General features: G+C 60.0%; 16 protein-coding genes. All 16 read left to right on the top strand.

Annotated features, from left to right (window positions below; translation table 11 throughout):
* Positions 1-176 precede the first annotated feature (176 nt).
* Positions 177-845, top strand: a complete 669-nt coding sequence (gene hutC / locus CKW16_RS05445) for a histidine utilization repressor (RefSeq protein ID WP_236713266.1) — start codon at positions 177-179, stop codon at positions 843-845.
* Between the two features lie 9 nt (positions 846-854).
* A complete protein-coding gene (locus tag CKW16_RS05440; protein WP_095127539.1) occupies positions 855-1,424 on the top strand; it encodes a HutD family protein in 570 nt (189 codons plus the stop codon).
* 447 nt (positions 1,425-1,871) lie between these two features.
* Complete coding sequence (hutU, locus tag CKW16_RS05435; protein WP_176471524.1) at positions 1,872-3,539, top strand: urocanate hydratase; 1,668 nt, start codon at positions 1,872-1,874, stop codon at positions 3,537-3,539.
* A gap of 132 nt (positions 3,540-3,671) precedes the next feature.
* A complete protein-coding gene (locus CKW16_RS05430; protein WP_095127537.1) occupies positions 3,672-5,144 on the top strand; it encodes a cytosine permease in 1,473 nt (490 codons plus the stop codon).
* A gap of 69 nt (positions 5,145-5,213) precedes the next feature.
* Complete coding sequence (locus CKW16_RS05425) at positions 5,214-6,182, top strand: ABC transporter substrate-binding protein (protein WP_095127536.1); 969 nt, start codon at positions 5,214-5,216, stop codon at positions 6,180-6,182.
* 70 nt (positions 6,183-6,252) lie between these two features.
* Complete coding sequence (locus CKW16_RS05420; protein WP_095127535.1) at positions 6,253-7,104, top strand: proline/glycine betaine ABC transporter permease; 852 nt, start codon at positions 6,253-6,255, stop codon at positions 7,102-7,104.
* Positions 7,101-7,931 (top strand): glycine betaine/L-proline ABC transporter ATP-binding protein, encoded by an 831-nt coding sequence (locus tag CKW16_RS05415; protein ID WP_008149478.1) that lies wholly within the window; start codon positions 7,101-7,103, stop codon positions 7,929-7,931. The genes CKW16_RS05420 and CKW16_RS05415 overlap by 4 nt, the downstream gene beginning before the upstream one ends.
* Positions 7,932-8,073: 142 nt before the next feature.
* Entirely contained in the window at positions 8,074-9,597 is a 1,524-nt protein-coding gene (hutH, locus tag CKW16_RS05410) for a histidine ammonia-lyase (protein WP_095127534.1), read from the top strand.
* Positions 9,598-9,712: 115 nt separating this feature from the next.
* Positions 9,713-11,245: a histidine ammonia-lyase gene (gene hutH / locus CKW16_RS05405; protein WP_095127533.1), complete on the top strand. Its 1,533-nt coding sequence runs from the start codon at positions 9,713-9,715 to the stop codon at positions 11,243-11,245.
* 141 nt (positions 11,246-11,386) lie between these two features.
* Entirely contained in the window at positions 11,387-12,796 is a 1,410-nt protein-coding gene (locus tag CKW16_RS05400) for an amino acid permease (protein WP_095127532.1), read from the top strand.
* 17 nt (positions 12,797-12,813) lie between these two features.
* Positions 12,814-14,019, top strand: a complete 1,206-nt coding sequence (hutI, locus tag CKW16_RS05395) for an imidazolonepropionase (protein WP_095127531.1) — start codon at positions 12,814-12,816, stop codon at positions 14,017-14,019.
* 10 nt (positions 14,020-14,029) lie between these two features.
* A complete protein-coding gene (gene hutG, locus CKW16_RS05390) occupies positions 14,030-14,833 on the top strand; it encodes an N-formylglutamate deformylase (protein WP_095127530.1) in 804 nt (267 codons plus the stop codon).
* A 267-nt stretch (positions 14,834-15,100) separates the two neighbouring features.
* Positions 15,101-16,051, top strand: a complete 951-nt coding sequence (locus tag CKW16_RS05380; RefSeq protein WP_095127529.1) for a choline ABC transporter substrate-binding protein — start codon at positions 15,101-15,103, stop codon at positions 16,049-16,051.
* On the top strand, positions 16,048-16,968 hold the full coding sequence (locus CKW16_RS05375) for an alpha/beta hydrolase (RefSeq protein ID WP_095127528.1): 921 nt from the start codon (positions 16,048-16,050) through the stop codon (positions 16,966-16,968). The genes CKW16_RS05380 and CKW16_RS05375 overlap by 4 nt, the downstream gene beginning before the upstream one ends.
* A gap of 113 nt (positions 16,969-17,081) precedes the next feature.
* Positions 17,082-18,053, top strand: coding sequence for a prolyl aminopeptidase (pip, locus tag CKW16_RS05370; protein WP_095127527.1), 972 nt, complete (start codon positions 17,082-17,084; stop codon positions 18,051-18,053).
* A complete protein-coding gene (dtd, locus tag CKW16_RS05365; protein ID WP_008149496.1) occupies positions 18,050-18,487 on the top strand; it encodes a D-aminoacyl-tRNA deacylase in 438 nt (145 codons plus the stop codon). Before pip ends, dtd begins: the two co-directional genes overlap by 4 nt.
* Positions 18,488-18,575: the final 88 nt, after the last annotated feature.

The following is an 18,575-nucleotide window of genomic DNA, read 5'->3' as shown; positions in this document are numbered from 1 at the left end:
TTTGTATATACATATACAGACGTTTGCCTGCTCGGTAAACTCCGGCAAGCTAGTAGCCCTCAACAAATGAACAAGGATTAACCGTGCCAACTCCGTCTGCCACATTGCCGCCGAATGCCAATCTGAGCGCCAATCTGGGCGACAGTCCGGCGCCCTTGTACGCCCGCGTCAAACAGATGATCACCCAGCAAATCGACAGTGGAAACTGGCCGCCGCACTACCGCGTTCCGTCGGAAAGCGAGCTGGTCAACCAGTTGGGTTTCAGCCGTATGACCATCAACCGAGCCCTGCGCGAGATGACCGCCGACGGTCTGCTGGTGCGCATGCAGGGTGTCGGCACTTTTGTCGCCGAGCCGAAAAGTCAGTCCGCGCTGTTTGAAGTGCACAACATCGCCGACGAAATCGCCTCCCGTGGCCATCGCCATACCTGCAAGGTCATCACCCTCGAAGAAGAGGCCGCCGGTTCCGAGCGCGCACTTGCCCTGGACATGCGCGAAGGCCAGAAAGTCTTTCACTCGCTGATCGTGCATTTCGAAAACGATATCCCGGTGCAAATCGAAGACCGGTTCGTCAACGCACTGGTGGCGCCGGACTACCTCAAGCAGGACTTCACCTTGCAAACGCCATACGCCTATCTGAACCAGGTCGCTCCGCTGACCGAAGGCGAGCACGTGGTCGAGGCAATTCTGGCCGAGGCCAGCGAATGCAAGTTGCTGCAGATTGAAAAGGGCGAGCCGTGCCTGCTGATTCGTCGCCGCACCTGGTCCGGTCGTCAGCCAGTGACTGCCGCCCGTTTGATCCACCCCGGTTCCCGTCATCGTCTGGAAGGTCGGTTCCATAAATAGAGAGCATAAATGAGTCAGTTCAAGGTTCTACGTGCAATAGATTACCCACGCATGCCATGGAAAAACGGCGGCGGCAGCACTGAAGAAATCACCCGTGATGGCGGTGCCGGTCTTGAGGGTTTCGGCTGGCGTCTGTCGATTGCCGATATCGGCGAGTCGGGTGGTTTCTCGACATTCGCCGGCTATGAGCGAGTGATCACTGTGCTGCAAGGTGACGGCATGACCTTGCGGGTAGATGGCCAGGACACGCAGCCACTGTTACCGCTGGACCCATTTGCCTTCAGCGGCGAGAGCCAGGTTTCCTGCACATTGCTCGGTGGGCCGATTCGCGACTTCAACCTGATTTATGCGCCGCAGCGTTATAGCGCGCGATTGCAGTGGCTGGACGGCGAGCAGCGGTTTTTCAGCTCGGCGGGTACCGTGCTTGTGTTCAGTGTCACCGACGAGCTTGAAGTGAAGGTCGGTAACAGCGCCTCACAACTTGGTCGCCATGATTGCCTGCAACTCGACGGTAATGCCGGCCTGCTGGAAGTCTCCAGCAATGGCGCCTGCTGTGTGATCGAATTGACTGCACGCTGATCCAACACCTCCACTGATCGTTCCCACGCTCCAGCGTGGGAATGCATCCTGTGACGCTCCGCGTCACCGTCGCAACAGCGGACGCGGAGCGTCCCCGGCGGCGTTACCACGCAGAGCGTGGGAACGATCATCTGATTCGAAACTGCGCACCAACTTGTTACCGAACGCCCCAGCGTGGCGCAAAACCACGCTCAAGTAACAGCTGTAACCCTCCTCGCAAAATCCCCTCGAAAAATTTCATCTTTGCCAGAACCCTTGATCCAGGCGCTTTCCAGCCCATTCAAAATTTTTCTTGAACACTCATCCAGCAAGTTGGCCGCTTGATTGCATATGCTTGTATGTACAAGTAAAGACGTATGCGTATGAGTCGATCGAGACTCCTCGCAACGTCCACTGATTCAGGTTTGGATTGATCGCTGAGGAGTCTCTTTCGTGACTGACAATAAAATGACCAAGTTTCGTGACGTTGAAATCCGCGCTGCTCGCGGTAACAAGCTGACCGCCAAGAGCTGGCTGACCGAAGCGCCGCTGCGCATGTTGATGAACAACCTCGACCCGGAAGTCGCCGAGAACCCTAAAGAATTGGTGGTTTACGGTGGTATCGGTCGTGCGGCACGTAACTGGGAATGCTACGACAAGATCGTCGAAAGCCTGACCAACCTGAACGACGACGAGACCCTGCTGGTGCAATCCGGCAAGCCGGTCGGCGTGTTCAAGACCCACAGCAACGCTCCGCGCGTACTTATCGCCAACTCCAACCTGGTGCCACACTGGGCGAGCTGGGAACACTTCAACGAACTGGACGCCAAAGGCCTGGCCATGTACGGCCAGATGACCGCCGGCAGCTGGATCTACATCGGCAGCCAGGGCATCGTTCAAGGCACCTACGAAACCTTCGTCGAAGCCGGTCGCCAACATTACAACGATAACCTGAAGGGTCGTTGGGTCCTGACCGCAGGCCTCGGCGGCATGGGCGGCGCTCAACCTCTGGCCGCGACCCTAGCCGGCGCTTGCTCGCTGAACATCGAATGCCAACAAGTCAGTATCGACTTCCGTTTGAACAGCCGTTACGTCGATGAGCAAGCCACCGACCTCGACGACGCTCTGGCGCGTATCGCCAAATACACCAAAGAAGGCAAAGCGATTTCCATCGCCCTGCTGGGCAACGCGGCTGAAATCCTGCCGGAACTGGTCAAGCGCGGCGTGCGCCCGGACATGGTCACGGACCAGACCAGCGCCCACGACCCGCTCAACGGTTACCTGCCAGCCGGCTGGACCTGGGACGAATACCGCGCTCGCGCCAAGACCGAGCCTGCCGCCGTGGTCAAAGCCGCCAAGCAATCCATGGCCGTGCACGTTAAAGCGATGCTCGAATTCCAGAAGATGGGCATTCCGACCTTCGACTACGGCAACAACATCCGTCAGATGGCCCAAGAAGAAGGCGTCGAGAACGCATTCGACTTCCCAGGCTTCGTACCCGCTTACATCCGTCCGCTGTTCTGCCGTGGTATCGGCCCGTTCCGTTGGGCTGCACTGTCGGGCAACGCCGAAGACATCTACAAAACCGACGCCAAGGTCAAAGAACTGATCCCGGACGACGCGCATCTGCACAACTGGCTGGACATGGCGCGCGAGCGCATCAGCTTCCAGGGTCTGCCGGCACGTATCTGCTGGGTTGGCCTGGGCCTGCGCGCCAAGCTCGGTCTGGCATTCAACGAAATGGTTCGCAGCGGTGAATTGTCCGCGCCAATCGTGATCGGTCGCGACCACCTGGACTCCGGTTCGGTAGCCAGCCCGAACCGCGAAACCGAATCGATGCAGGATGGTTCCGATGCCGTGTCCGACTGGCCACTGCTCAACGCTCTGCTCAACACCGCGAGCGGCGCGACCTGGGTTTCCCTGCACCACGGTGGCGGCGTCGGCATGGGTTTCTCCCAGCACTCGGGCATGGTGATTGTCTGCGACGGTACTGACGAAGCGGCCGAGCGTATCGCTCGCGTCCTGCACAACGACCCGGCTACCGGTGTCATGCGTCACGCCGATGCGGGTTATCAGATCGCGATCGACTGCGCCAAGGAACAGGGTCTGAACCTGCCGATGATTACCGGCAAGTAATGCTTGCCCGTAGGAGCAAAGCTTGCTCGCGATGAACGATAACGCTGTGCATCAGATACACCGCTATCGCGAGCAAGCTCAGCTCCTACAGGGACCGAGTGAATTCCAATAACAATCCACAGAGGTTGAATCATGGCTGTTAACAGCGATCGTGCAGGCAGTAAACCGTTGATCGAGAAACGTTCGATCGACTACATCCCGGAAGCGGAGAGACACGGTCGTCTGTTGAGCCAGTTCACCCTGTGGATGGGTGCCAACCTGCAAATCACTGCGATTGTCACCGGGGCCCTGGCCGTGGTGCTGGGCGGTGACGTGTTCTGGTCGTTGATCGGTCTGTTGATCGGCCAACTGCTTGGCGGTGGCGTAATGGCGCTGCATGCGGCACAAGGGCCCAAGCTTGGCCTGCCGCAGATGATCTCCAGCCGGGTACAGTTCGGCGTGTATGGCGCGGCCATCCCGATCGTGCTGGTCTGTCTGATGTACCTCGGTTTCACCGCGACGGGCACCGTGCTTTCCGGCCAGGCGCTGGGCCAGTTGTTTGGCGTCAGCGACACCGTCGGTATCTTCCTTTTCGCCAGTGTCATCGTGCTGGTTACGGTGCTCGGTTATCGGGTGATCCATTGGATCGGCCGTGTTGCCAGTGTCATTGGCGTGATTGCCTTTGTTTATCTGTTCAGCCGCCTGATGAGCCAGGTTGACGTTGGCGCCCTGTTGCAAATCCGCCACTTCAGCTGGAGCAGTTTCCTGCTCGCGGTGTCGCTCGCGGCGTCCTGGCAGATCGCCTTCGGCCCGTATGTGGCTGACTATTCCCGTTACCTGCCGAGCAAGATTTCCTCGGTGAAAACCTTTTTTGCCGCCGGCGCAGGTTCGGTCATTGGTGCACAGGTGGCGATGGTCTTGGGCGTGTTTGCTGCAGCTTCTGCCAATGGGCAATTCGCCGGGCACGAAGTGGCCTACATCGTTGGTTTGGGCGGTACCGGTGCGACCGCAGCATTGCTGTACTTCAGCATCGCGTTCGGCAAGGTCACCATCTCCACGCTGAACTCGTACGGCAGCTTCATGTGCATTGCGACCATCATCAGTGGTTTCCGAGGCAACCTGCAGGTAACGCGCTTGCAGCGTCTGGTCTTCGTGCTGTTCATCGTCGGTGCTGCGACCCTGATCGCGCTGCTCGGTCAGCACTCGTTCCTCGGTGCGTTCAAGTCTTTCATCCTGTTCTTGCTGGCGTTCTTCACGCCATGGAGCGCGATCAACCTGGTGGACTACTACTGCATCACTCGCGAGCGCTATGACGTGCCGGCGCTGGCCGATCCGAACGGTCGCTACGGCCGCTGGAACCCCCTCGGTATCAGCGTCTATGTCTTCGGTGTGCTGGTGCAACTGCCGTTCATCTCCACCAAGTTCTATACCGGTCCGCTGGTGGATGCTCTGGGTGGCGTGGATATTTCCTGGATCATCGGTCTGGTGCTTCCCGCAGGCCTGTATTACGTGTGCGCGAAAAAATGGCACAGCGCAGTACCCGATCACCTGATTCTGCCAGTCGAGCAGGACAGCGATGCAGCACCTATAACAAGCGGGGCCGGTCGCGCTTCGGCGCAGGCCTGATTGGACGTGGACAGGGCTGGATGCCTCTTGACTGCCGTAAGCCAACTCATGATTAGGAGCGTCACTACAATGAAATCGAACAAGACCCTGCTGACCACATTGCTTTCCATGGGCCTGCTGGCCAGCGCCGGCGCCACTCAGGCGGCGGGTTGGTGCGAGTCGGGCAAACCGGTGAAATTCGCCGGCCTGAACTGGGAAAGCGCCATGCTGCTGACCGACGTGATGCAAGTCGTGTTGGAGAAAGGCTACGACTGCAAGACCGACAGCCTGCCGGGCAACTCCATCACCATGGAAAACGCCCTGAGCAGCAACGATATTCAAGTGTTTGCCGAAGAGTGGGTTGGTCGTAGCGAAGTCTGGAACAAGGCCGAGAAGGCCGGCAAAGTTGTCGGTGTCGGCGCGCCTGTCGTGGGTGCTGTCGAAGGTTGGTACGTGCCGCGTTACGTGATCGAAGGCGACGCCAAGCGCAAGCTGGAGCCTAAAGCTCCGGACCTGAAAGCGATCGCCGATCTGGGTAAATACGCTGCAGTGTTCAAGGATCAGGAAGAGCCATCCAAGGGCCGTTTCTATAACTGCCCGGCCGGCTGGACCTGTGAGCTGGACAACAGCGAAATGCTGAAAAGCTACGGCCTGGAAAGCACCTACACCAACTTCCGTCCGGGCACCGGCCCGGCGCTGGATGCCGCGGTGCTGTCGAGCTACAAGCGTGGCGAGCCGATCCTGTTCTACTACTGGTCGCCAACCCCGCTGATGGGCCAGGTTGACCTGGTGAAACTCGATGAGAAACCAGGTGTGAACAAGCAAGTGACCATCAAGGTCGGCCTGTCCAAGACTTTCCACGAACAAGCCCCGGAACTGGTGGCTGTGCTGGAGAAGGTCAACCTGCCAATCGACCTGCTCAACCAGAACCTCGGGCGCATGGCCAAAGAGCGGATCGAGTCACCAAAACTGGCGAAAATCTTCCTCAAGGAACATCCTGAAGTCTGGCACGCATGGGTGAGCGAAGACGCAGCCAAAAAGATCGACGCGGCCTTGTAGGTTGAGCCTCTCCGACTGCCCTGAGCGGCAGTCGGATGCTTGATCGCAACCCCTTGATTGAGAGTCTCTTATGTTTCCCGAAAGCTTTACCTTTTCCATCGCCGACTGGGTCAACAGTTGGGTCGATACGCTGGTCACCAACTACGGCGACGTGTTCCGGCAAATCTCGGACACGCTGCTGTGGGCCATCGTCAATCTTGAAGGGCTGCTGCGCGCGGCGCCTTGGTGGCTGATGCTGGCCATCGTCGCGGGCGTTGCCTGGCACGCGACCCGCAAAGTCGTGACCACCGCCGTGATCGTTGGCTTGTTGTTCCTGGTGGGTGCGGTCGGCCTCTGGGACAAGCTGATGCAGACCCTGGCGCTGATGATGGTGGCGACGATCATTTCGGTACTGATCGGCATTCCGCTGGGCATTCTTTCGGCGCGCAGCAATCGCTTGCGTTCGATCTTGATGCCGTTGCTGGACATCATGCAGACCATGCCGAGTTTCGTGTACCTGATCCCGGTGCTGATGCTGTTCGGCCTGGGCAAGGTCCCGGCGATTTTCGCCACCGTGATCTACGCGGCACCACCGCTGATCCGCCTGACTGATCTGGGTATTCGCCAGGTCGACGGCGAAGTGATGGAAGCGATCAACGCCTTCGGTGCCAACCGCTGGCAGCAACTGTTTGGCGTGCAACTTCCGCTGGCCCTGCCGAGCATCATGGCCGGGATTAACCAGACCACCATGATGGCCCTGTCGATGGTAGTGATTGCCTCGATGATCGGTGCCCGTGGTTTGGGCGAAGACGTGTTGGTGGGGATTCAGACCCTCAACGTCGGACGTGGTCTTGAGGCCGGTCTGGCGATCGTGATTCTGGCAGTGGTTATCGACCGTATTACGCAGGCGTACGGTCGGGCACGGCATGAGGTGAGCAAATGAACAACGAAGCCATCAGCAAGATCGAAGTCAAAAACGTCTTCAAGATTTTCGGCAACCGTTCCAAGGATGCGCTGGCCATGATCGGCCAGGGCAAAACCAAGGATCAGGTGCTGTCCGAAACCGGCTGTGTGGTCGGCGTGAACGACTTGTCCCTGAGCATCGGCACCGGTGAGATCTTCGTGATCATGGGCCTGTCGGGTTCCGGCAAATCGACCCTGGTGCGCCACTTCAATCGCCTGATCGACCCGACCAGCGGCGCGATCCTGGTGGACGGCGTGGACATCCTGCAATACGACATGGAAGCCCTGCGCGAATTTCGCCGGCACAAGATCAGCATGGTGTTCCAGAGCTTCGGCCTGCTGCCGCACAAGACCGTGGTGGATAACGTCGCCTACGGCTTGAAAGTGCGTGGCGAGACCAAGCAAATGTGCTCCGAGCGTGCGCTGCACTGGATCAACACCGTGGGCCTCAAGGGCTACGAAAACAAATACCCGCATCAGCTCTCGGGCGGTATGCGTCAGCGTGTTGGCCTGGCCCGCGCGTTGGCGGCGGACACCGACATCATCCTGATGGACGAAGCCTTCAGTGCCCTCGACCCGCTGATTCGCGCCGAGATGCAGGACCAGTTGCTGGAACTGCAAAAGACCCTGCACAAGACCATCGTCTTCATCACCCACGACCTCGACGAGGCCGTGCGTATCGGCAACCGCATTGCGATTCTCAAGGATGGCCGCCTGATTCAGGTCGGCACGCCAAGAGAGATCCTGCATTCGCCAGCGGATGAGTATGTCGACCGGTTCGTTCAGCGTCGGGCTGCGGTGGTTTAAAGGTTTGCGGTGTTTGTGCTGGCCTCATCGCGGGCAAGCCTTGCTCCTACAGGTCCGTGGTGAAACCCGTAGGAGCAAAGCTCGCTCGCGATAGCGTCGGCAAAGCTGCATCAATATTCAAGTTGTACGCACGAGGTTGAAGATGTCCCAGGCTGAAAAAATCGTTATCGCCGACGCCCCGTTGCGTTGGCAGGATGTGGTCGCCGTCGCCCGTCATGGCGCACAGCTTGAGCTGTCACCACAGGTCTGGGCGCGGATCGAGAATGCCCAGGCGATCGTCCAGCGCATCGTCGTCAGCGGTGAGCGCGCCTATGGCGTCAACACCGGCCTCGGCGCGCTGTGCAATGTCTCGCTCAAAGACGAGCAACTCAGCCAACTGTCGCGCAACACCCTGCTCAGTCACGCCTGTGGCGTTGGCGCACCATTGGCCGACGAACAGACTCGCGCAATCATCTGCGCCGCTGTTCGCAACTACAGCCACGGCAAATCCGGCATTCATCGCCGGGTGGTCGAAGCGCTGTTGGCGCTGCTCAATCGCGGTATCACCCCGCAAGTGCCGTCCCAGGGATCGGTGGGTTATCTGACCCACATGGCCCACATCAGCATTGCGCTGCTGGGTGTCGGCAATGTCAGCTATCGCGGGCAGATCGTTTCCGCGCAGCAAGCCCTGGCCGAAGAAGGTCTGCAACCGGTTCAACTGGGCGCCAAAGATGGCCTGTGCCTGGTCAACGGCACGCCGTGCATGTCCGGTCTTAGCTGCCTGGCAATCGCGGACGCCACGCGTCTGGTGCAATGGGCCGACGTGATCGGCGCCATGAGCTTCGAAGCCCAGCGCGGTCAGATTGCTGCGTTCGATGCCGAGATCATCGCGCTCAAGCCTCACCCGGGTATGCAGCAAGTCGGCATCAACCTGCGTGCGTTGCTCGATGGCAGTGAAGTGATTGCCGGCAGTAAAGGCATTCGTACGCAGGATGCGTTGAGCATCCGCTCGATTCCACAAGTTCACGGCGCTGCTCGCGATCAGCTTGAACACGCGAAAAAGCAGATTGAAACCGAACTCAACTCGGTCACCGACAACCCGATGCTGCTGGGCACGCCGGACGACTTCCGGGTGGTGTCCCAGGCTAACCCACACGGTCAATCCGTGGCATTGGCGGCGGATTTGCTGGCCATCGCCATGGCGGAAATCGGCTCCATCGCCGAACGTCGCCTGGATCGCTTGATCAACCCGCATGTCAGCGGTTTGCCGGCATTCCTGGTGGCCAATCCGGGGGTGAACTCCGGGATGATGATCGTCCAGTACGTCGCCGCATCCCTGTGTGCGGAAAACCGCCAGTTGGCGCAACCGGCGGTACTCGACAACTACGTCACCTCGGGCCTGCAGGAAGACCATTTGAGCATGGGCACCAACGCCGCGCTGAAGCTGCATCGCGCTCTGGAAAACTGCACGCAGATCCTTGCCATCGAGTACTTGCTGGCGGCTCAGGCGTTTGAATTCTTGAAAGAGCAACGCTTCGGCGCCGGTACCGATGCCGCCTGGCGTCTGCTGCGCGAGCGAGTTCCGGCCTACGACCAGGACCGCTGGCTGGCACCGGACATCGCCAGTGCCGCCGCCGTTTTGAAAGACCCGATTTTGCTGCACAAAGTGTTACCGAACCTGAACTGATTTCCACCACACCAGCGTGCCAAGGCGCGGCTCCCCAGAAGGCGAGACGCGACGGACAACGGACATCTCCGGAGCGTCTGGTGAGTTAATAAAATCTCTCAAAAGGAGCATAGAAATGACTGCGTTAAACCTGATCCCCGGCCAACTGAGCCTTGCCCAACTGCGTGATGTCTATCAGCAGCCGGTCAAAATCACCCTCGATGAAAGCGCTGCGCCCCAGATTGAAGCCAGCGTTGCCTGCGTGGAACAGATCCTCGCCGAGAACCGCACCGCCTATGGCATCAACACCGGTTTCGGCCTGCTGGCTTCGACCCGTATCGCCAGCGAAGACCTGGAAAACCTGCAGCGCTCGCTCGTGCTGTCCCACGCCGCCGGTGTTGGCGAGCCGATCAGCGACGCACTGGTTCGCTTGGTCATGGTGCTCAAGGTCAACAGCCTGAGCCGTGGTTTCTCCGGCATTCGTCGTAAGGTCATCGACGCGCTGATCGCCCTGATCAACGCCGAGGTATACCCGCACATTCCATTGAAAGGTTCGGTCGGTGCATCCGGCGACCTGGCGCCTTTGGCCCACATGTCGCTGGTGCTGCTGGGCGAAGGCAAGGCGCGCTACAAAGGCGAATGGCTGGAAGCGACCAAAGCACTGAAAGTGGCCGGTCTGACCCCGCTGACCCTGGCTGCGAAAGAAGGTCTGGCGCTGCTCAACGGTACTCAAGTTTCCACCGCTTACGCGCTGCGTGGTCTGTTCGAAGGTGAAGACCTGTTCGCTGGCGCTGTGGCGCTGGGCGCACTGACCGTTGAAGCCGTGCTGGGCTCGCGCTCGCCGTTCGACGCACGGATTCACGCCGCTCGTGGCCAGAAAGGCCAGATCGATGCCGCTGCCGCTTACCGCGATCTGCTGGGCGAGCGCAGTGAAGTGTCCGACTCGCACCAGAACTGCGAAAAGGTCCAGGACCCGTACTCCCTGCGCTGCCAGCCGCAAGTCATGGGCGCCTGCCTGACCCAGTTCCGTCAGGCCGCCGAAGTGCTCGCCATCGAAGCCAACGCCGTTTCGGACAACCCGCTGGTATTCGCCGCTGAAGGTGACGTGATCTCCGGCGGTAACTTCCACGCCGAACCGGTTGCCATGGCCGCCGACAACATGGCCTTGGCCATCGCTGAAATCGGTTCCCTGAGCGAGCGTCGTATTTCGCTGATGATGGACAAGCACATGTCGCAACTGCCGCCGTTCCTGGTGGCCAATGGCGGCGTGAACTCCGGCTTCATGATTGCCCAGGTGACCGCTGCGGCTCTGGCCAGCGAGAACAAGGCGTTGTCCCATCCGCACTCGGTGGACAGCCTGCCGACGTCGGCGAACCAGGAAGACCACGTTTCCATGGCCCCTGCTGCCGGCAAGCGTCTATGGGAAATGGCCGAAAACACTCGTGGCGTTCTCGCGGTGGAATGGTTGGCTGCGGTCCAGGGTCTGGATCTGCGCGATGGTCTGAAGACTTCTTCGAAGCTGGAAGAGGCCCGCGGGATTCTGCGTGCGAAAGTGCCTTTCTACGAGAAGGATCGCTTCTTTGCGCCGGACATCAACGCGGCGAGCGAGTTGTTGGCGTCCCGTTGCCTGAACGCGCTGGTACCGGCGAAGTTGCTGCCTAGCCTGTAAGTCTGATGATCGTTCCCACGCTCCGCGTGGGAATGCAGCCCGTGACGCTCCGCGTCACTGGACGCGGAGCGTCCCCAGAGGCATTCCCACGCAGAGCGTGGGAACGATCATGTCGCCAATAAGAATAATTAAGGACGAGCAATGCAACAGTCAGAAAAGGGTTTGAAACGCGGGCTCTCTGCCCGACATATTCGCTTCATGGCGCTGGGGTCGGCAATCGGCACCGGGCTGTTTTACGGTTCTGCCTCGGCCATTCAAATGGCCGGGCCCGCGGTCCTGCTCGCTTACCTGATCGGTGGCGCGGCGGTGTTCATGGTCATGCGCGCCCTCGGTGAGATGGCGGTGCACAACCCGGTGGCCGGTTCTTTCGGTCACTACGCCAGCACTTACCTGGGGCCGATGGCGGGCTTCATCCTCGGTTGGACCTACGCGTTTGAAATGGTCATCGTCGGCATGGCCGACGTCACCGCGTTCGGTATTTACATGGGCTTCTGGTTTCCGGAAGTCGACCGCTGGATCTGGGTACTGGGCATCGTTTCGGTGGTCGGCGGCTTGAACCTGTGCAACGTCAAAGTCTTCGGCGAAATGGAGTTCTGGCTGTCGCTGCTCAAGGTCGCGGCCATCGTCGCGATGATCCTCGGTGGCTTCGGCATCATGTTGTTCGGCATCAGCACCGCGCCCGGTGCCCAGGCGACCGACATCAGCAATCTCTGGAGCCATGGCGGCTTCATGCCCAATGGCGTGGGCGGCCTGATCGCTTCGTTTGCGGTGGTGATGTTTGCGTTCGGCGGCATTGAAATCATCGGCGTAACCGCCGGCGAAGCCAAAGATCCGCAGCGCGTGCTGCCCAGGGCGATCAATGCCGTACCGTTGCGTATCCTGCTGTTCTACGTGCTGACGATGTTCGTACTGATGTCGATCTTTCCATGGCAGCAGATCGGCAGCCAAGGCAGTCCATTCGTGCAGATTTTCGACAACCTGGGGATCAGCTCGGCGGCGACCATTCTCAATATCGTGGTGATCTCGGCGGCGGTGTCGGCCATTAACAGTGACATCTTCGGCGCTGGCCGCATGATGTACGGTCTGGCCCAGCAAGGGCATGCGCCCAAGGGCTTCGCCCGCTTGTCGCGCAATGGCGTGCCATGGATGACCGTGGTGGTAATGAGTGCCGCGCTGCTGCTGGGCGTGCTGCTGAACTACCTGATTCCGGAAAACGTATTTCTGTTGATCGCGTCTATCGCAACCTTTGCGACGGTGTGGGTCTGGTTGATGATTCTGTTCACCCAAGTGGCCATGCGTCGCTCCATGAGTGCCGAGCAGGTCGCCCAACTGAAATTCCCGGTGCCGTTCTGGCCCTATGCGCCAATGGCGGCGATTGCCTTCATGCTGTTCATCTTTGGCGTGCTGGGCTATTTCCCGGACACCCAGGCGGCTCTGATCGTCGGCGTGGTCTGGATTGTATTGCTGGTGCTGGCTTACCTGACGTGGGTGAAACCGGCGGCAGGCAAGGCAGTACCGGTGGAGCGGGAACCTTCTTTTTCTCATCGATAACCTAACGGAGGCCACGGATGAAAACTCTCTGGCAACACTGCCACGTCGCAACCATGGCGCAAGGCGCCTACTCGATCATCGAGGATGCGGCCATCGTGACGTCAGGAGCGCACATTGAGTGGATCGGCCCACGCGCTGAACTGCCGTCGGGTGAGTACCCGGCAGTCAATGATCTTAAAGGGGCCTGGGTGACGCCAGGCCTGATCGACTGCCACACCCACACGGTGTTCGGCGGTAACCGCAGCGGTGAATTCGAACAGCGTCTGCAAGGCGTCAGCTATGCAGAAATTGCAGCGGCCGGTGGTGGCATCGCCAGCACCGTGCGCGCCACTCGCGCGGCCTCTGAAGACGAGCTGTTCGCCAGCGCCGCCAAACGTCTGAAAAGCCTGATGCGCGACGGCGTGACCACGGTCGAAATGAAATCCGGCTACGGCCTGGACCTGGCCAGCGAACGCAAGATCCTGCGGGTCATCCGCCGTCTCGGCGCCGAGCTCCCGGTCAGCGTGCGCAGCACCTGCCTGGCCGCTCACGCGTTGCCGCCGGAATACGCGGATCGTGCCGACGACTACATCGATCACATCTGCGCCGAGATGCTCCCTGCTCTGGCCGCCGAAGGGCTGGTGGATGCGGTTGACGCGTTCTGTGAGTACCTGGCGTTTTCGCCGGCGCAAGTCGAGCGGGTGTTCATCACCGCGCAGAAACTCGGCTTGCCGGTGAAGCTGCACGCCGAACAGTTGTCGTCGTTGCACGGTTCGAGTCTGGCGGCGCGTTACCACGCACTGTCGGCCGATCACCTGGAATTCATGACCGAAGACGACGCCATCGCCATGGCCAAGTCCGGTACCGTCGCGGTGTTGCTGCCCGGCGCCTTTTATTTCCTGCGGGAAACCCAGTTGCCGCCGATGGAGGCCCTGCGCAAACACGGCGTGAAAATCGCCATCGCCAGCGACCTCAACCCAGGCACCTCACCGGCGCTGTCGTTGCGTTTGATGCTGAACATGGCGTGCACCTGTTTCCGCATGACCCCGGAAGAAGCCTTGGCGGGTGCAACGATTCATGCTGCCACCGCGCTGGGCATGGCTGAAACTCACGGTTCTCTGGAAGTCGGCAAGTGTGCAGACTTCGTCGCCTGGCAAATCGATCGTCCGGCTGACCTGTCGTACTGGCTGGGCGGTGACCTGGAAAAACGCGTCGTGCGTCACGGCGTTGAAGTGAGCATTTAGGAGAACAGTTGTGGATAAGGTTCTGAACTTCAAACAAGGCCGCGTGCCGCTGCTGATCAGCATGCCCCACGCCGGCCTGCGCCTGACCCCGACGGTCGAAGCCGGGTTGATCCCCGACGCGAAAAGCCTGCCCGACACTGACTGGCACATTCCGCAGCTTTACGAATTTGCTGCCGAGCTGGGCGCCAGCACCTTGGCCGCCGAGTACTCGCGTTTTGTCATCGACCTGAATCGACCGTCTGACGACAAGCCTTTGTATGCCGGTGCGACCACCGGTCTGTACCCGGCGACGCTGTTCGACGGCATTCCGTTGTTCCGTGAAGGGCATGAGCCATCGGCCGCAGAACGCGCGACCTATCTGGAGCAGATCTGGACGCCGTACCACAGCACGTTGCAGAACGAGCTGGCGCGACTGAAAGCCGAGTTCGGCTACGCATTGCTGTTCGATGCGCACTCGATCCGCTCGATCATCCCGCACCTGTTCGACGGCAAGCTGCCGGACTTCAACCTCGGCACCTTCAACGGCGCTAGTTGCGATCCACAGTTGGCCACTCAGCTGGAAGCCATCTGCGCGCGCCACGGCGATTACAGCCATGTGCTGAACGGTCGCTTCAAGGGCGGCCACATCACCCGGCACTACGGCAATCCGGCCGAGAACATCCATGCCGTGCAACTGGAGTTGGGCCAGTGCACGTACATGGAAGAGTTCGAGCCGTTCCGTTATCGCCCGGACCTGGCAGCGCCGACGCAGGTGGTGCTCAAGGAATTGCTGCAAGGGCTGCTGGCTTGGGGCGAGAAGCACTACAAGCGCTAAACCCTGACGCATAACCCTGTGGGAGCGGGCTTGCTCGCGAAAGCGGTGGGTCAGTCAACATTGTTGTTGCCTGACACGCCCTCTTCGCGAGCAAGCCCGCTCCCACAGGGTATGGGTTCGACTTGATAACGGATGACGACAGTCGCCACCGTGCAAAACACGGTCGCCACAGTTCGCTTTTACCCTCTCGGCGCTGCGTAATGTTCTGGGCACGGTGCATGAAGACACCGGCCCACAATAATCCGCTGCCGCACGAGAACCTTCCCAATGAAAAGACCGTTTATCCGCTGTCTCTCAATCCTCTGCGGCACTGCTCTCCTGAGCACCAGCGTCCTGGCCAGCGACGACGCTTCCTGCAAGGCCGTGCGCATGGGCGTGGTCAACTGGACCGATGTGATCGCCACCAGTGGCATGGCCGATGTGCTGCTCAACGGCCTCGGTTACGAAAGCAAGCAAACCAGCGCCGTGCAGCAAATCATCTTCGCCGGCATCCGCGACAAGCGCCTCGACATCTTCCTCGGTTACTGGAAACCGGCGATGGACAAAAACATCGCGCCGTTCCTGGCTGCCAATCAAGTGAAGGTCATGGACAAACCGAGCCTGGCCGATGCTCAGGCAACGCTCGCCGTACCTGAGTACGTCGCCGAAGCGGGGCTGAAAACTTTCGCCGATATCGCCAAATTCAAGGATCAACTCGGCGGCAAGATCTACGGCATCGAGCCGGGCAGCGGCGCCAACACCACCATCAAAACCATGATCGAGACCAATCAATTTGGCTTGAAGGATTTCAAACTGATCGAGTCGGGTGAGGCCGGCATGCTTGCCGCCGTTCAGCGGGCGGTGAATCGCAAGGAATTCGTGGTGTTCGTCGGCTGGACCCCGCACCCGATGAACATCAACATGAAAATCGCCTACCTGACCGGCAGCGAAGACGTTTACGGCCCGAACGAGGGCGCCGCCACCGTCTCCACCGTGACCGCCCCGGACTACGCCCAGCGCTGCCCGAATGTGAATCGCCTGCTGGAAAACCTGACCTTCACCGCGGCCCAGGAAAGCCAGTTGATGGTGCCGATCATGGAGCGCAAGACACCGCAGGATGTTGCCAAACAATGGCTGCGTGATCATCCAGAGGATCTGCAGCGCTGGCTCGCCGGTGTCACCAGTTTTGATGGAAAGGATGGCGTGGCGACCGTTCAGGCCAGTTTGAAGCCTTTATGAGTTCCTATCTGTTATCCGAGCAGATGACGGCTTTCGTCGAGAAAACCGTCAGCTTCAACAACACCGACAGCAGTCTCGGTGGTTTGCGTCAGGCCTATAGCGACATGTGTCTGGCGTTCACTCCGACACGTCCCGCCGGGCTTTATGTGGTGGATTTCGAATTGGCCGGCGTACCGCTGCGGTCTTATCAACCGCCGGTTTCGCCGCTGACCAGCGGTTGCCCGTGCATCGTGTATCTGCACGGCGGCGGGTGGGTAGTGGGGGATCTGGATTCCCACGACTTCATCTGCACCGAACTGGCGTCGACGCTCGGCGTGCTGGTGATCGCCGTCGATTATCGGTTGGCGCCGGAGCATCCGTTTCCGGCGGCGTTCGAGGACTGCCTGGGTGTCTGGCGCGCGCTACGGACCGGGCCATTCCGGCTCGATCCTGAACGAACGCTGGTGGCCGGGGACAGCGCCGGTGGCAATCTTGCGGCTGCGTTGTGTCTGGCCTTGCGCGATGCGGGCGAGCCATTGCCGGCGGCGCAGGTGCTGATTTATCCGGGGCTGGGCGGTGACCACCGATTACCGTCGCGCAGTGAATGCGTCGACGCCCCCTTGCTCAGCAGCAGCGACCTGGATTGTTATCACGCCCTGTACTTGCGCGGTACCGGACAGCCATGTGCCTACGCGATGCCGTTGCTCGCCGAGGATTTCAGTGGGTTGCCGCCGGCCTTGATCGCCGTGGCGCAATTCGACCCGCTGCGCGATGACGGCGTGCTGTACGCCGAGCGACTGAGCGCAGCAGGCGTGGCTGCGACGCTTTATTACGGGGAGGGGTTGGTTCACGGCTGTTTGCGGGCTCGGGGGCAGGTCGCCGAGGTCGACGCACTCTATGAAACGCTGCTCGGCTATTTGTCTGAAAAAACCGGCTGAAAAACTCTGACTCTGCAAGGCATGCTCATTGGCGTAATTCGGGTTTATGATGCCGGACGGCAGAATAATAGAAGTCCCCCCAGGGATGACCTCGACCCCTTACGGAGCGCGCAATGCAGACTTTGTACCCGCAGATCAAACCCCACGCCCGGCACGATCTGGCCGTCGACGAAACCCACACGCTGTATGTCGACGAAAGCGGTTCACCGGAAGGTTTGCCGGTTGTATTCATCCACGGCGGCCCCGGCGCCGGGTGTGATGCCCAGAGCCGTCGGTATTTCGATCCGAACCTGTATCGCATTGTGACCTTCGACCAGCGCGGTTGCGGTCGTTCCACGCCTCACGCCAGCCTGGAAAACAACACCACCTGGGATCTGGTCGCCGACCTTGAGCGGATTCGCCAGCACCTTGGCATCGATAAGTGGGTGTTGTTCGGCGGTTCGTGGGGTTCGACCCTGGCGCTGGCCTACGCGCAAACCCACCCGGAGCGTGTGCACGGCCTGATTCTGCGTGGGATTTTTCTCTGCCGTCCGCAGGAAATCGAGTGGTTCTACCAGTGTGGCGCCAGTCGTCTGTTCCCCGATTACTGGCAGGACTACATCGCGCCGATCCCACTGGACGAGCGCGAAGACTTGCTCTCGGCTTTCCACAAGCGCCTGATCGGCAACGATCAGATTGCCCAGATGCACGCGGCCAAGGCCTGGTCCACCTGGGAAGGCCGGACTGCCACTCTGCGCCCGAACCCGGTGGTGGTCGATCGTTTCTCCGAGCCACAGCGCGCGTTGTCGATTGCCCGAATCGAATGTCACTACTTCACCAATAATGCGTTCCTTGAGCCCAACCAGCTGATCCGCGACATGGGCAAGATCGCCCATTTGCCTGGCGTGATCGTCCACGGTCGCTACGACGTGATCTGCCCGCTGGATAACGCCTGGGAACTGCATCAGAACTGGCCGAACAGTGAATTGCAGGTAATCCGTGACGCCGGCCATGCCGCCTCCGAACCTGGCATTACTGACGCACTGGTTCGCGCCGCCAATCAGATGGCCCATCGTCTGCTCGACCTGGCCCCTGAAGAAGCATGAAGGGCCTGCTGCAACGCGTGCGTGGTGCGCGAGTCGAGGTAGCGGGGGAGGTGGTTGGCGCCGTTGATCAGGGTTTGCTGGTGCTGGTGGCGGTCGAGCCCGAGGATACTCGGGCCAGCGCCGACAAACTTCTGCAGAAACTGCTTAACTATCGTGTGTTCAGTGACGCCGAGGGCAAGATGAATCTGTCCCTGGCGGATGTAGGCGGTGGGTTGCTGCTGGTCTCACAGTTCACCCTGGCCGCCGACACCAAGAGCGGGTTGCGCCCGAGTTTTTCGACCGCGGCCCCTCCGGCCCTGGGCGAGGAACTTTTCGACTATCTATTAGGCAAAGCGAAACAGGTGCATGGCACTGTGGCATCAGGTAGATTCGGCGCGGATATGCAGGTGCACCTGGTCAACGACGGCCCGGTAACCTTCCTGTTACAGACCTGAAAGCGCTTGAAACATGTTTTTAAGGGCTTTTCGACTGAAAACAGGCGTTTTTCGCGATAAATACTTTGCTACCCCTGATGCGTTGTAA

Origin of the sequence: Pseudomonas sp. Irchel s3h14, from assembly GCF_900187425.1 — a bacterium.
Taxonomy (GTDB): domain Bacteria; phylum Pseudomonadota; class Gammaproteobacteria; order Pseudomonadales; family Pseudomonadaceae; genus Aquipseudomonas.
The sequence above is the reverse complement of the archived record's forward strand: the minus strand, read 5'-3'. Positions and strand labels throughout refer to the sequence as shown.

Coding starts and splice junctions, on each gene's coding strand:
- hutC (WP_236713266.1), top strand. CDS start 177: ATGATCACCCAGCAAATCGACAGTGGAAACTGGCCGCCGCACTACCGC.
- CKW16_RS05440 (WP_095127539.1), top strand. CDS start 855: ATGAGTCAGTTCAAGGTTCTACGTGCAATAGATTACCCACGCATGCCA.
- hutU (WP_176471524.1), top strand. CDS start 1,872: ATGACCAAGTTTCGTGACGTTGAAATCCGCGCTGCTCGCGGTAACAAG.
- CKW16_RS05430 (WP_095127537.1), top strand. CDS start 3,672: ATGGCTGTTAACAGCGATCGTGCAGGCAGTAAACCGTTGATCGAGAAA.
- CKW16_RS05425 (WP_095127536.1), top strand. CDS start 5,214: ATGAAATCGAACAAGACCCTGCTGACCACATTGCTTTCCATGGGCCTG.
- CKW16_RS05420 (WP_095127535.1), top strand. CDS start 6,253: ATGTTTCCCGAAAGCTTTACCTTTTCCATCGCCGACTGGGTCAACAGT.
- CKW16_RS05415 (WP_008149478.1), top strand. CDS start 7,101: ATGAACAACGAAGCCATCAGCAAGATCGAAGTCAAAAACGTCTTCAAG.
- hutH (WP_095127534.1), top strand. CDS start 8,074: ATGTCCCAGGCTGAAAAAATCGTTATCGCCGACGCCCCGTTGCGTTGG.
- hutH (WP_095127533.1), top strand. CDS start 9,713: ATGACTGCGTTAAACCTGATCCCCGGCCAACTGAGCCTTGCCCAACTG.
- CKW16_RS05400 (WP_095127532.1), top strand. CDS start 11,387: ATGCAACAGTCAGAAAAGGGTTTGAAACGCGGGCTCTCTGCCCGACAT.
- hutI (WP_095127531.1), top strand. CDS start 12,814: ATGAAAACTCTCTGGCAACACTGCCACGTCGCAACCATGGCGCAAGGC.
- CKW16_RS05380 (WP_095127529.1), top strand. CDS start 15,101: ATGAAAAGACCGTTTATCCGCTGTCTCTCAATCCTCTGCGGCACTGCT.
- CKW16_RS05375 (WP_095127528.1), top strand. CDS start 16,048: ATGAGTTCCTATCTGTTATCCGAGCAGATGACGGCTTTCGTCGAGAAA.
- pip (WP_095127527.1), top strand. CDS start 17,082: ATGCAGACTTTGTACCCGCAGATCAAACCCCACGCCCGGCACGATCTG.
- dtd (WP_008149496.1), top strand. CDS start 18,050: ATGAAGGGCCTGCTGCAACGCGTGCGTGGTGCGCGAGTCGAGGTAGCG.